Below are 13,940 nucleotides of genomic sequence, written 5' to 3'. Positions count from 1 at the left end.
AAACCACGCTCAGTCTGGCACAGCTAGGGCTGCTTCAATCCGCTCTTTCAGGGTGGTCACCACTTCTTCAATGGGAATTTCCGTGGCTTGGCCGCTGGCCCGCTCGCTGAGTTCCACCTTGCCTTGTTTGAGGCTGCGCCCCGTGGTGAGGCGATAGGGGATCCCGATGAGATCTGCATCCTTGAACTTGACGCCGGCCCGCTCGTCCCGGTCATCCCAGAGGGTCTCGATGCCGGCAGCAGCGAGATCTTGCACCAGTTTTTCCGCCACGCTCATCTGCTCGGCGTCGGAGATGTTGGGCACCACCACCACTACGTGATAGGGGGCAATGGCCACGGGCCAGATGATCCCGTTGGCATCGTGGGACTGTTCCACCGCCGCCTGGGCCAAGCGGGATACCCCAATGCCATAACAGCCCATCCAGAGGGGCTGCTCGGATCCCTGTTCGTCGGTAAAGGTGGCCCGCATTGGCAGCGAGAACTTGAGGCCTAGCTGAAAGATATGGCCGATCTCGATGCCACGGGCCGTTTCCAGGATCTGGTCGGGGTTGAGCAAACACCGATCCCCCGCCTGTGCCTTGCGCACATCCACCACTTCCGGCAGGGGATATTGCTCGCCCCAGTTGGCCCCCACCACGTGCTGCCCCACCTGGTTGCCGCCGGTTACGAAGTTCTGCAGCAGGGCTGCCGTCTGGTCGGCCAAGCGCAGGATCTGGGGGGCAAGGTTTTTTTGCCGGCCCAGACAGCTATCCGGCAAGTCGGGGGCAATGTAGCCCACCGGGATGGGATCCCCCTGCCAACTGTTTTGGATCTCGGCATCCGCCAAGGTGAGCTTGAGCAGCTTGTTGGCTTGGTAGCGCTCTGCCAAGCGGCTGAGGTGGTTGGCCAGTTTGACCTCGTTGACTTCTTGATCCCCGCGGATGCTGAGCAGCACTGCCACCCGCAGGCCGTTGTCGTAAAGGGCTTGGTAGAGGACGTTTTTGACGATAAGGGTGGGGGAAATCTTCAGGAAATCGGCGAGCTTGTCAATGGTCTCCGTCCCCGGTGTATCCAACACCTGAAAAGATCCGTAGGGAGAATCTGCAGCCTGCGGCGGGATGGAGACAGCCTTTTCCACATTGGCAGCATAGGAGCCATCGGGCGTGTAGAGGATCTCATCTTCTCCCGCAGAGGCCAGCACCATAAACTCCTGCGAGGCCGCCGATGGCCCCCCGATCGCCCCGGCATCAGCATCCACCACGCGAAACTCCAGCCCACAGCGCCTGAGGATGCGGCTATAGGCTCGGTACATATCCTGGTAGGTCTGGCGCAGGCTTTCCTCGTTGGCATGGAAGGAGTAGGCGTCTTTCATGATGAACTCCCGCCCTCGCATCAGGCCAAAGCGGGGTCGAATCTCATCCCGGAACTTGGTCTGGATCTGGTAGAGCGTCTGCGGCAACTGGCGATAGGAGCGGATGAGATCCCGGGCCAGCAAGGTGATCACCTCCTCATGGGTGGGGCCTAGGGCCTGCTCACGTCCCTGGCGATCCTTAAGGGCAAACATGATCCCTTCCGCCTGGGTGTACACCTCCCAGCGGCCCGACTCCCGCCAGATCTCTGCCGGCTGCAGCTGGGGCAAAAGACACTCCTGAGCGCCGATGGCGTTCATCTCCTCCCGGACAATCTCCGAGATCTTTTGCAGCACCCGCCAGAGGAGCGGCAGATAGGTGTAGATCCCTGGGGAGAGCCGCCGGATAAAGCAGCCCCGCAGCAGCAATTTGTGGCTGGGCAGCTCGGCCTCAACGGGATCCTCCCGCAGCGTTACAAACAGCATCTGGCTCAGTCTCTGGCTCTGTTGCATCCATTCCCCCCTCTGAGGACTCCGTCCCGCTTACGCGATCAGCTCAAATTTTCCCTCCCTGTCTGGGATCCTCTGCCCGAGAACACAGGCCTGACCGGCAGGCCAACCTGAAGTGCCTTGATGAAGCTAGACAGAGGCCAGCGTCCGCCGCTTGGTGACCATCTGGTACACCTCGATGATGTCGCCTTCCTGCCAGGATTGGAACTTGTCGATGCCGATCCCACACTCGAAGCCCGCAGCCACTTCCCGCACATCGTCCTTGAAGCGCTTCAGGGAGTCTAGACGTCCCTCGTAAACTACCTCCCCTCTGCGGCGAACTCGCACCAGAGCATTGCGCTGCACCTTGCCCGAGAGCACATAGCTGCCGGCAACCGCACCGCGCCCGATGGGGATCACCAGGCGCACCTCCGCCTGACCCAGCGGCTCCTCTACTTCTTCCGGCTCCAGCAGGCCCTCCATGGCCGCCCGCAGATCGTCCAGCAGGTTGTAGATGATGTCGTACTCCCGCACATCCACGCCCTTGTCATCGGCAGCCTGGCGGGCGCCGGGGGCCAGGGTGGTGTTGAAACCGAGGATGATGGCGTCGCTGGCCGCAGCCAAATCCACATCGGTTTCCGTGATCTCGCCAGGGGCCGCCAGCAGAACCCGCAACTGGACTTCCTCTTGGGGCAAATCCCGCAGCGCTGTCTGAATGGCCTCGGCGGATCCCTGGACATCCGTCTTGATGATCAAGTTCAACTCCTTGAGCTGACCTTCTTGGGCTTTGGCGGAAACGCTACCCAAGCTCACGCGACGAGACAGCAGCGCCTGTTGTAGACGGGTTTGCCGCAGCACCTCCGCCCGCTCTTGGGCAATGCGACGGGCTTCTTTTTCGTCAGTGTAAACCTGGAACTCATCGCCGGCTGCCGGGACTTCATCCAGGCCTAGCAGTTGTACCGCCGAAGAGGGCCCGGCTTCTTGCAACCGCTGGCCGCGATCGTCCATCATCGCCTTGACCCGGCCCAGCACTGCGCCGGCCACCAGGGTATCCCCCACCCGCAGGGTGCCGTTTTGCACCAACAAAGTGGCCACTGGCCCGCGGGCTTTGTCCAGGTGGGCCTCGATCACCGTGCCGCGAGCGGGACGATTGGGGTTGGCCTGCAGCTCCGCCACATCGGCCACCAATAGGATCATCTCCAGCAGAGCATCCAGGTTACGGCGAGTGAGAGCGCTCACCTCCACCATGGGCGTGTCGCCACCCCACTCCTCTGGCAATAGGCCATGCTCCGCCAACTGCTGCTTGATGCGCTCCGGCTGGCTGCCGGGTTTGTCGATCTTGTTAATGGCCACGATGATCGGCACCTGAGCCGCCCGCGCATGGCTAATGGCTTCCAGAGTTTGCGGTTGTACCCCATCGTCGGCGGCCACCACCAAAACCGCAATGTCGGTGACGCGGGCTCCCCGGGCGCGCATGGCGGTAAAAGCCTGGTGGCCAGGAGTATCCAGGAAAACAATGCGCCGCTTCTGGCCTTCAAAGTTCACATCCACATGGTAGGCACCGATGCGCTGGGTGATCCCGCCAGCCTCTCCCTGGGCCACTTTGGTGTCGCGGATGGCATCGAGGAGAGTGGTTTTGCCGTGATCCACATGGCCCATGATGGTTACCACCGGCGGACGCGAGACCAGATGGTCGATGTCCTCCACATCCAGCATTTCGGTTTTTTTGGCCTCGGGTTCTGCCTCGGGTCGGCGAATCTCATAGCCCAACTCTTTGGCCACCGACTCGGCCAGCGATTCATCCAGGACTTGGTTGATGGTCACCATCACCCCTTTGAAAAAGAGGGTTTTGATGATCTCGGTTTCGGCCACGCGCAGGCGATGGGCCAATTCCTGAACGGTGAGGCTGCCATCCAAGAGCAACACCTTCTCTTCGGGCAAGGGCTCTGTCCCGCTGGCGCGATCGGCAGCATCAGCTTCAGCGGAGGTGGGTTGCTGCTGCGAACGAGCAGCAGGGCGGGGGCGGGCGGTGGGAGCAGCCGTTGCCACGGGTGGGCGATAGGAAGGAGGCTTGGCGGTGGGGCGAGCCAAAGGCTTGAGGGCGTTTAGCTCAGCCTGCTTGACCGCTGAAATGATGGTCATGGGATCCAAATCCAAACCATCTCCATCTCCTTCCCCCCGTCTCCGACTGCGTTTGCGTTTGGCTTGGACGCGGGCAGCCCGTCGGTTAAGAGCTTGCAACTCCTCGTCCTCTTCTTCTTCCGTTTTGCGCTTGACCTTGGGTGGGGTAGGTCTTACGGGAGCCTCCGCCAACACCGGGCTGGGACGTTCCCCAGGGATCCTCTCTGGCAAGGGAGAGGCGGCATCTGGCTCAGGGGGAGCTGGCTTGGCCACAGGACGGGTAGGGGGCCCCACCAATTCCATCCGCCGCTGCGGACGAGGAGCTTCACTGACTTTGCTGCTGCTGACACTGTCTTCTTTGGTTGCCGGGGAGCGCGTGCCAGGGCGAACGGGTGCGCTCACCAGTTGTGGACGGGGGCGCTGCGCAGGTGGAGGAGAAGGAGCTTTTTCTTCTGCAGGCTGAGGAACGCGGGCGTGGCTGGGGGATGGTGCTTCTGAGGGGCTGGGGCGACTGGGCTCGGGAGCTTTTTGCGGCGGTTCAGGCCGCTCTGCCGGCGGTTTTGTCCCGGAGGTAGCTCGTTGAGGGGGCGAGAGTACGATTGGGCGCTTGGCCACAGGACTGGGCTCCGAGCCGCTGGCTTTGGCCGCGGCAGACTCAGAGGGAGTGGGAGGGGTTGCCGGTTGAGAAACAGTCTCCGGCTTTTGGGTGGCCTCAGACGAGCGGACAAGAGGGGTAACCTGCCGCCGCGGTGGGCCTATGAGCTGAGCACCACCAGCCGATCCCTTTTCGGGGGAGACTCGCTCAGGTCGAGACAGCGAGGGCTTGGCAGCCGGCGGAGTTTCAGCCGTCTTGGCCTCGCCAACTGGAGCTGGCTGCTGAGCAGGCGTGGGCCGACGAATGCCGACGATCGCGCTGGCGGTGCCGGGAACTTTCTGCTGAGGGCGCTCACCGACTTTGGCTTCAGCAGGAGGCTCCGGCGGCAGGCTTTCAGATGGGGGTTTGGGCCGGGGTCGAGGAGGTTTCACAATGTGGGGGGCGCCCAGCTTGCTGCGCACCAACTCAGCTTGCTCCGGAGAAATGGTGCTGCTGTGGGTTTTGAAAGGGATCCCCAGTTGCTCACAAACCTCCAGCACATCCCGACTGTCACGTCCCATCTCACGGGCAATATCATAAATTCGAACTTTATCGGTCATTCGTCTGCTAGCCTCTGCTCCTTTACTTCTCGTCAGTTTTACTATCCAAACTCAATGGGAACCAAGTTATTGGGTTGAGCCGAACCTTTCGGGCTTGCGGGGGCTTCCTCCGGCGCATCGAGAACAGCTCGGCAATCCTCCGGGGATCCGGCCTGAAGGGAACCCAGGTCTGAAGCTGCTCTGGCAACATCCACAGGGGACATCCAGTAAAGCAACCGAGGAAGAACGAGCAAATGTCAACAGCGCCTCCAGAATAACCTCTCTGCAGTTCATCCCACTTGGCCTCAGTTTTCCAGCCAACTCCCATTCTGACAGTTGAGAGGGGCTGCCGTGTGGTTCGCAACTTAGCGAACCTGAAGAGGCGCTTTGAATATCTTACCTACATTGGGAATACCTCTAAGGCTCAGGCTTTTGGAGGAGATGTCCCTGGGAATCTTGCTCAAGAGAATCTAGCAGCCGTTGGAACAACGAGTCAGGCACAGGTGCCTTGAGGGCTCGGTTTATCTGTTGCTTGCGCCGGGCTGCTTGCAGACATTCCAGCCGCCGACAGACATAGGCAGAGCGCCCCATACCCCCGCCCAAAAGCACTTGGTGGGAATCAAATTGTCTGACCAGCCGCCACAGTTGTGAGCGAGGAAACAACTGGCGACACCCTACACAACGACGCAGCGGATCGGCACCCGGCAAGAGACTCTATCCTGCTGGTACACTACAAGCAAGCCCTATCTAGCCTACTCCAAATCCAGCGCCCGCGATCGCAGAAACTCAAAGAAATACTCCACCAACTGGGGATCCCGCCAACCCCTGTCTGTTTCTTCCCGCAAGATGCTTATGGCCTCTTGAACGGTGAACGCTCGCTTGTAAGGTCGCTCTGAGGTGAGGGCGTCGTAGATGTCGATGATCTGGAAGATACGGGCCACCAGAGGGATCTCTTCCCCCTTGAGGCCGTCGGGGTAACCGCTGCCATCCCAACGCTCGTGGTGGTGACGGATGAGGGGCAACACCTCTTTCATGGTGCGTAGTGGGCGGCAGATTTGCTCCCCGATCAAGACATGGGATTTCATCACCTCCCACTCTTCCGGCGTATGCTTGCCTGTTTTACCCAAAATGGCATCGGGTATGCCCACTTTGCCGATGTCGTGCAGGTAACCTCCCCACATCAGCACCTTGATCAGGGGACGGGGCAGATGCAAAAACTCGCCGAAGCTCTTGGCCATTTGTGCCAAGCGCTCACAGTGATCCCCGGTGGTGGGATCCCGGCTTTCCACACTGCGGGCAATGGCGAACAGAACCTGAGCAGCATGATCCAAGTCTTCATTGAGGTGCTTTTGGCGAACGAGGGAACGCACCCGCGCCAACAATTCCGACTCGTCAAAGGGCTTGCTCAAGAAATCATCTGCCCCAGCTTCAATACCGCGCACGCGATTTTTGTGATCGCTGACCGCTGTAACCAATACCACCGGGATCAAGCGTGTCTCATCATTCGCTTTGATGCGTCGACAGACCTCGAACCCATCTAACCCCGGCATCATGACATCCAGCAAGATCAGATCCGGCTGGAAGGTTTTCAACATTTGCAGGGCTTGATTGCCGCTTTCGGCCTCGCTGACCCGATAGCCAATGCTCTGCAGCAGATCCCCCAGCAGCAGGCGGCTGTTGGGCTGATCATCGACGATCAAAAGATGACCGATCTCTGTCTCATCCGCCTCATCCGCAGAAGGTGTGACAGGGATCCCAACTGTCACGGGCATCTTGGGCATCTCGAGTTTGGCGAGTTGGGCACAGGAAAAGCTGGTCACTGCAGGATCCCAGTAGCAACACCTCTACGGTAATCCCATCAGAGAAAAAAGAGCATCAGGCTTTACACTGAGCTGCTCCGGGAAAGGGAAGGGTTTTCTGATACATTTACGCTGAACACTGCTGAACATCACTGTTCAACTATGCAGCGACAGCATTCTGTTTGTTTCCAAACAGAATGGCGGTATCCCGCAAAGCTTTGAGTAGAATACCCAAAGCGCAGTTTCCGTGTCGTCTTACTACCAATTTTCTGCTTTGCTTTGGCTACCATGTTGGCAGACTCGAAAGTAAACAGAAAAATCAACTGGTAGTAATCCGTACCGAACATATTATACATTATTTTCAGTATAGTTGAGCTTATTATTGACTAGAGTCATGCTCCCATCAACCCAGGGCTTTGTGAGCAATTGTACAAAGCCTAGATATCCTGGCAGCCTCCTTCTGTTTAGTCTGATACAGATGCTCCGGAGAGTGGATGCCCCAGTCAACTCCCCAGGCTCCTACGCCAGCTTGCCAGTTGAGTGTCGGGCCCGGTATTTGGCCCCCGGAGTACCGGAGAGTGCTGGGTTCTCTATGAATGCAAAATGAATGCAAAGGCCGAGAATTACGGCCCATCAAGAAATTAAGGGGCACAGCAGCAACACTTCTCTGGGAGAGGGGCTGGGGCTGATGGTCTGTTGAGAACGGGCTTGGAGTGGATGCACCTGAACTGGATGGATCCAATCCTAACTTGGGACTCTCGAATCGATTACTTGTTGAGAAAGTCCCCCAGATTGAGGATGGTGTTTTGCTCGCTGACGATGGCTTGGATGTCGTCGGGCAAGTTGCGGACATACTCGAGCTGGATGACGCTCGGGTTGCTGCGCAGCGCTTCCCCTTTGAGGGCGATGGCTTGGGCCTCACCGCTGGCTTTGACAATCATTCGTTGTTTGATGAGTTGAGCCTGCTCTACGCGAAACACTTCTCTTTGCTTCTCTTGCTCGGCAATTTGTTTGGCTTCGATGGCCGACTGAAACTCTTTGGAAAATTCCACATTGCGCAAGAGCAAGCTCTGCAGCACCAGCCCTTCTGGCTGCATTAGGCGAGAGAGCTCAGCGGCAATTTGTTCTTGGATTTCAGCTCGTTGCTCAGAATAAACGCCAATGGCCGAATAGCGGGCGATAACATTGCGCACCACGGCTTGGGAGGCGGGGCGAATAATTTTGTTCAGGTAATCGGGGCCTACATTGCGATGGATTTCGGGAACCCGATCCGGATCCAGGCGATAGCGCACCGAAACATCCAGATCCACCCGTTGCCCATCGGCAGTGAGAGCGGTGAGGGTATCGTCGGCTTTGACGCTGCGCTCTTCACTTCGGCTGGTCATGTTGTAGGTTTGGGTGCGCACATCGTAAAGGGTGGGGAACTGCAGCACCGGAATCAGCAGATGGATCCCCTCGCGGCGGGGAGTCATTTCCACTCCCGTGAGGCGGTTGAAGATGACGGCTTCGTAGCCGGGTTGGACAACCAGCAGACAACGGGGCAGGAGGGTCAGCAGCGCCAAAAGCAGGCCCAGCAGAGGCAGAAAGCGCGAAGTCTTGCGGTCAAGACTAAATGGTCTATGGCGTCGCATGCGCATGGGCAAGGGCTCCGGGATCCAAGAGCTTTTTTATCTTAAGGGGTGTGCTGGCTAGCTCAGCACCCAGCGCTGCAGGGCAATGCCCAGCAGCAGGCCAAGGCCGCCGAAGCGTACCACCTGCCAAAAGGTAGCGGGGACAGGATTAAACACCTCTAGCACATAAGCCTGCAGGCGTTGCTCCAGTTGACTGGCTTCAGCTTGGATTTCGGCCCATTGTTCAGGGGAAAGCTGGGCTATGCGCTCCAATTCTCTGAGGTCGGCAAGACGAGCCTGGAGACTCTGGAGTTTTTCCTGCAGAGCCTCGAGAGGATCAAAGGGATCGGGATTGGCCGTCACGGCTGGGCTTTTGTGGGGGGGTAGGCTTGGGGAGAACGGGATCCGGCAAATCCGGTTTGGATCTCGTTGAAGGGTTTGGCTTTGATCAGCCCTGGGGGAACGGGATCCAACTTGAAGAGGGCGCGAATAGCGTTTTCCACCTCGGTGATGGGGCGGTTGCCGACGGATTGATAGACGATATTTCCCTCTGGGTCGAAGAGGAGGGTTTGAGGCACTTGTCCGGTGTAGTATTGGCCGCGCTCGTCGCCGGGCAGGAGGGAATCGACGGAATAGGGGATGAAATAGACCCCCAGCCCGTAGCGAACCTGCAGGTTGGCAATGGTGGCGGCGTATTTTTTGCAATCGCTACTGTCATCGATGTAATACACGAGGAGGGCCGGGATCCCTTGCTCTTTCGCCTGCTTCAAGGAAACGCGGGGGGGGATCATGCCGCCATTGGCCCCGTAGAGGGCAAAGATGTTGCCATCGTAACGGTCGTCGTTGAGCAGGGCGCTGGCGGGAGGGGAAAACCAACCTGTCAAAGCGATGAGCAGAGCCACCAGGAAGATACGAAGCAACAGCATGATCTCAGCCTCTTCTGAGAAGGGATCCTCGGCGATCCATCTTTAGAAGTAGGGAACACCCTCATTGTGCCATCTGGCGCTGACGCTGCCCCGTTGCCGTTCAACACTGACGCAACCAGGGTCGAGGTGGAGACGGAAGAGCGTGGGCTTGTATGCGCTTGAAAAAAGCCCAGAAGGTCAACTTCACGTTCGGGGACCCAAAAGTAAGCGAAACGGGCCTGTTAGCGGCTACAGGCTCAAGCGGCAAAATGAATGCGCAGGTAGTCTTCTTCCATCTTGGCGCGGGCCGGGGTCATGGCCGCTAAAGTCTGGGGCAGAACCAAGTTGCGGCGGTGGTTGCCGATGCGGATGTTCAGCTCATCCCCGGTTTTGGTCAATTCCACCTGCTCTTTCGGGATCCCGGGCAAGTAAAGATCCAGCCGGTACTGGCCGTTGTCGGTTACCACATTCAGGGTTTGCTCGGCATAGAGCACGTCCGCCGGGTTGCGATCCCCCCAGAGGTCTTTTTTCAGGCGGGCTAGGGCGTCCCATCCCACCAACTCCTCGGAGTACAGCGGGATCTCGAAGACCGGCAGGGGGGCAAAGTTTTCGTGGATTTCCTGGCGATATTTCTGTTGGGCTGCCTTCCAGGCGGCAAAGTAGGGATCCACCACTCCATCGGGCAAGATGCGGTTGGCAATCACCAAATCGGTGGCCACCCCGTAAAGGCTGAGGTAGGCGTGGGCCCGTAGCGATTCTTTGATCACCATCTTTTCGGGGTTAGTGACCAGCCGCACTGAGGTGATGCGGTTGTTGGTGAGGATGCGCTCCAGCCGCTCGATCTTCTGATAGAACTCATAAGGAGCATCCAGCACCTGGTCATTCGGCAGCGGGATCCCGGTCAGCCCCTTCACAATCGGCTCGGCAATAGGACGCAGCATTTGCGCCAGCCCCTGCAGGGGTTTGTAGAACCTGCGCATGTACCAGCCAGAAACATCCGGCAGGCTCAAGAGGCGCAGGGCCGTGCCTGTAGGGGCCGAGTCGATGATCAACACATCGAACTTGCCTTCGTCGTAATGGCGATTCACCCGCACTAGGGCAAAGATCTCATCCATCCCTGGCAAAATCGCCAGCTCCTGTGCCTGCACCCCATCTAGCCCTCGCGCCTGCAACACCTGGGTAATGTAGGTTTTGACGGATCCCCAATTCAGCTCCAGTTCGTTGAGGGCGTCCAGCTCCGCCCCCCAAAGGTTAGGTTTGACCTCGACCGGCTCATGGCCCAAGGGCTGATCGAAGCTATCGGCCAAAGAGTGGGCCGGATCTGTGCTCAGCACCAAAGTTTTCAGGCCAATCTCGGCACAACGCCAGCCGGTCGCCGCCGCCATCGAGGTTTTGCCGACTCCACCCTTGCCGGTCATGAGGATGATGCGTTGCATGAGAGTGCCATTTACATTCTTTTACATCCCTAGCCTAACCGATTTGCTGTGCTCTTCGAGAGGCAGCCAAGGGGCTGAGGTGCAGCCAGCGGGTAAACTATTCATTTGATTACCAAATGATTGCCAAAAAGCTGATGGCAATCATGGCCAAGAAGTCAAGCCTGTTGCAGGCATGTGGGAGGTATGTGATGATCTGTCGCTGGCGGAGTGTGTTGCTGGTTGCCATCCTGACATTGGGGCTGTGGCTGGGATCCCTTTCTGTGCAAGCGGCTGCTGGCCTGCCCCGAGAGCTGCAACAACTGGAGCAACAGGTAGAGCGGCTGCAAAGCCTGGTGGAGGCGGAGGACTGGTTGGAGATCCGCTCCTACATCCACGGGCCGATGGGACTCACTCGTAAGACCTTGACCGGCCTGGCGGCTACCCTGCCAGATAAACAAAAGCGGGAAGTGCTGCGCCTGGCTAAGGAGATGGGCCGCAGCTTAGAACAACTAGACTTTGCCGCCAAAGCCTATGACCAACCCGAGGTGGAGGCAGCCCAGGCCAAGGTGAAAAAGACCTTGCAGGCGCTGGAGGCTGTGTTTTCCTAGTGAGGATCCCTTCTCTCTTTGGCGACTTTGGCGATATGGTGGTTTCAAGTTAGGGTGAGACGCCTAGGCCACTGATCGCGCCAGCGGGACGGAGTCCTTGAAAAGCCTTCTGGCCCTGCGCATTCAAGGTTTTGGGTGCAGATGCAGGGCCCTAGTTTGAATCGAAAACGCAGTCATTTCAAGTAGTGTAGTCATTATTTTAAACAGGTAATGAAACATTTCTGTCGCATTGGTCTCTAACTCCCCTCTCCCTCTGGGAGAGGAGCTGGGGGTGGTCGCGGCAGCGGCGCGGAGCGTTTGGGGAGTGTCTCAATCTAGTTTGAAATGACTGTAATTTACAAACAGGCTGTAACGGCTGCTACTTACAGCGGATGTTGCATCAGCCAGAAGCCGGCGAAAGACTGGGCCCTAAGATCGGTTTGAATGGCAAGAAAGTGGAGCCCCTGGGCCTGCTGCTGGCGCTGGGCAAAGACTTCTGCCTCTGTTCGCAGTGTTTCATCTCTCAATTGTGCAAACAGATAACAATCGTTGAGGCCCGCCTCGAGCAGTAGCCGTCCGTCTGCCACACTCAAGTAGGCGGGTTCCATACCGCTCATCCAGGCTGCCATCGGCAAAGCCCGCTGCGAGGTAATCACCAAGCCGGGAATGAGGGTGCTCCGCACCACTGGTGCCAATGTGTCGGGCGTCAAAGTGTCCCAGGCAACCGGAAAAAGCTCGCCAAATTCTATCGGCCAGGCGTCGGCTTCCCGCAGATCCTCAGCTCGCAAGGTCACGAAGGCCCAGCGTTCTCCCTGCAACTTGTCCGGCAGACGGATGGGATCCGGCGGATCCGGATCCACAGGAGGTTCGGGGCTGTAGGTAAACTGAGTCTCTTGAGGGTAAACCTGCTCTGCCCGTTCTCGCATCCAAGCTTTGAGGGTGTAAACGCGACGACTGGGCAGCATCGGGATCCCAACCGCATCGCAGGCCCGTTGCAGGATGGAACTCATGCGGGCTCGAAACACACGAATGGCCGAGGGAGGCTGGGGAGCCGCTTCGAGGTAGCTCCGCAACTGTCGTGCCACCCAGGTGCTATTCACCTCTTGGTTACTGCAATACTGCGCTTGGCGAAACCGGCCGGTGGGATCGCATACCAACAGCTCCCAAACCCTTCGGTTCTGCTCATCCCGCAGGGGGACGGCGTTGAAATCCATCTGCCAGATAGGGCCGCGCGCAGGGCCAGAACGCAGGGGTTGAGTGGCCAAAGGTTCCTCCTGTTTGCACTACATGCCACTTGAGCGGGCCGGGGATCGTTCGCGCGAGCGGTGGGAAGCACTGTCCCCGACCAAGGCCAATTCCCGCTCCCCGAAAATGGCGGAAGCGTTGCGGTAGTACTTAAACTCCAGCAGGTTATGGAAGGGATCCTGCAAAAAGAAGGTGCCATGCTCCAAGGGGGTGCCAACAAAGCGCCAGCGCGGCTCTTGATAAAAGGGCAAGGCCCGCGCCAAGGCACGGTCGGCCAGCGCCTGCCAATCCCCTTGGGTAGGGAAGATCAGGCCAAAATGACGAGGGTAGATGCCCCGCTGGGGCGTCAGCTCTTCGTGGGTGAGGTGGGCCACCAGTTGATGGCCGTACAGGTTAAAAATAACGGCAGCAGAGGTTTCTCGACCGATCTCACAGCCCAAGCCATCGCCGTAGTAGGCCTTGGCCAAGGCAATATCGGCAACTGGAAAGGCCAGATGAAAGCGGATGGGTTCCATAACGTCGCTCCTAAAAAGCCACCAAAAGTGCCCCACCAGCCAACATCAGAGCCAGCACCCCGAGCTGTGGGGCTTTTCCCCGGCTAATGGGATCCCCGCTCTTTTCAAGGTAGGCGATCTTAGAGCTGCTGCAAGGTGGGATCCCTTCCCGAGCCCGAGATAGACTATACGCCTTTGCGCAGGAGTGCCAACTGCTCGGATGCTATAACACTAGCTGGGGTGTTACCCCCGTGGCCCAGTCTGCAACAGACAACTCGGTGTGTTGAGAGCGTTGAAGAAAGGAAAGGGCAATCTTGGCTATGACCAGCATCTGGATTGAGCAGCGCCGCCGCGAGGATGAATCTCGCAACTTTTTTTGGATGGTGGCGCTGTCGCTGCTGCTGCACGTGCTGGTGCTGCTGGGATTGCTCCACTTGGGGCGGCTTTGGCTCACTCGCGAGCCAGAACAAGAAGCCATTGAGTTTATCCTTCTGGATCCAGAAGATCTGCAGCCCCCAGAGGAAGCAGATCTGGTTTCAGAAGTCGATTCCCGCGATGGGGGTGAGCGGGTAGAAGTCCCTCCGTCTCAAGGCAGTCCACCTCAATCTCAGGCCGCCCCTCCCCAGGAGGCCCCTCCGCCGCCGCCGCCAAGACCCCAACCACCGCCACCGCCTGCCCCAGTTACACCCACCCCCCGTCTTATATACACAACTTACGCTTCCGACCAAGAGCATTGTGTATATCTCGGTGGTGGCCGTATCGATTAAAAAAATATG

At 58.4% G+C, this 13,940-nt stretch carries 12 protein-coding genes; 2 read left to right on the top strand and 10 right to left on the bottom strand.

The features are described from left to right. Positions 1-9: 9 nt before the first annotated feature. The 8 genes from NW828_RS05375 to NW828_RS05340 form a co-directional block, all read right to left on the bottom strand. Positions 10-1,839 carry a proline--tRNA ligase gene (locus tag NW828_RS05375; RefSeq protein WP_414382210.1) on the bottom strand — a complete coding sequence of 610 codons (1,830 nt, stop codon included), beginning with the start codon at positions 1,837-1,839 and terminating at the stop codon, positions 10-12. A gap of 126 nt (positions 1,840-1,965) precedes the next feature. Further along, positions 1,966-5,130: a translation initiation factor IF-2 gene (gene infB / locus NW828_RS05370; protein WP_414382207.1), complete on the bottom strand. Its 3,165-nt coding sequence runs from the start codon at positions 5,128-5,130 to the stop codon at positions 1,966-1,968. Positions 5,131-5,526: 396 nt separating this feature from the next. Then, positions 5,527-5,817, bottom strand: a complete 291-nt coding sequence (locus NW828_RS05365; RefSeq protein WP_011432759.1) for a YlxR family protein — start codon at positions 5,815-5,817, stop codon at positions 5,527-5,529. 44 nt (positions 5,818-5,861) lie between these two features. After that, positions 5,862-6,881, bottom strand: coding sequence for an HD domain-containing phosphohydrolase (locus tag NW828_RS05360; protein WP_414382204.1), 1,020 nt, complete (start codon positions 6,879-6,881; stop codon positions 5,862-5,864). A 794-nt stretch (positions 6,882-7,675) separates the two neighbouring features. Further along, the gene (locus NW828_RS05355; RefSeq protein ID WP_414382201.1) at positions 7,676-8,545 is read right to left on the bottom strand and encodes a prohibitin family protein; all 870 of its coding nucleotides are present in this window, start codon (positions 8,543-8,545) and stop codon (positions 7,676-7,678) included. 51 nt (positions 8,546-8,596) lie between these two features. After that, a complete protein-coding gene (locus NW828_RS05350) occupies positions 8,597-8,881 on the bottom strand; it encodes a hypothetical protein (RefSeq protein ID WP_041436379.1) in 285 nt (94 codons plus the stop codon). Then, positions 8,878-9,444: a thylakoid membrane photosystem I accumulation factor gene (locus tag NW828_RS05345; protein ID WP_011432764.1), complete on the bottom strand. Its 567-nt coding sequence runs from the start codon at positions 9,442-9,444 to the stop codon at positions 8,878-8,880. Before NW828_RS05345 ends, NW828_RS05350 begins: the two co-directional genes overlap by 4 nt. A gap of 236 nt (positions 9,445-9,680) precedes the next feature. Continuing rightward, positions 9,681-10,859, bottom strand: coding sequence for a TRC40/GET3/ArsA family transport-energizing ATPase (locus NW828_RS05340; protein WP_414332153.1), 1,179 nt, complete (start codon positions 10,857-10,859; stop codon positions 9,681-9,683). Positions 10,860-11,002: 143 nt separating this feature from the next. Between NW828_RS05340 and psbQ the strand changes: the two genes are divergently transcribed. Beyond that, positions 11,003-11,446, top strand: a complete 444-nt coding sequence (gene psbQ, locus NW828_RS05335) for a photosystem II protein PsbQ (protein WP_414349863.1) — start codon at positions 11,003-11,005, stop codon at positions 11,444-11,446. 362 nt (positions 11,447-11,808) lie between these two features. On the opposite strand, the gene NW828_RS05330 is transcribed toward psbQ, so the two are convergent. After that, positions 11,809-12,690 carry a Tab2/Atab2 family RNA-binding protein gene (locus NW828_RS05330; protein WP_011432767.1) on the bottom strand — a complete coding sequence of 294 codons (882 nt, stop codon included), beginning with the start codon at positions 12,688-12,690 and terminating at the stop codon, positions 11,809-11,811. 18 nt (positions 12,691-12,708) lie between these two features. Then, positions 12,709-13,185: a VOC family protein gene (locus NW828_RS05325; protein WP_414382198.1), complete on the bottom strand. Its 477-nt coding sequence runs from the start codon at positions 13,183-13,185 to the stop codon at positions 12,709-12,711. Between the two features lie 299 nt (positions 13,186-13,484). Here NW828_RS05325 and NW828_RS05320 point away from each other — a divergent pair, with 299 nt between their 5' ends. Continuing rightward, the gene (locus NW828_RS05320) at positions 13,485-13,931 is read left to right on the top strand and encodes a hypothetical protein (RefSeq protein ID WP_414382195.1); all 447 of its coding nucleotides are present in this window, start codon (positions 13,485-13,487) and stop codon (positions 13,929-13,931) included. Positions 13,932-13,940 lie beyond the last annotated feature (9 nt).

The organism is Synechococcus sp. W55.2, assembly GCF_047461635.1.
In the GTDB taxonomy this organism is placed as follows: Bacteria; Cyanobacteriota; Cyanobacteriia; order Thermostichales; family Thermostichaceae; genus Thermostichus.
Note: the sequence above shows the minus strand (reverse complement) of the source record. Positions and strands in the feature narration are given on the sequence as shown.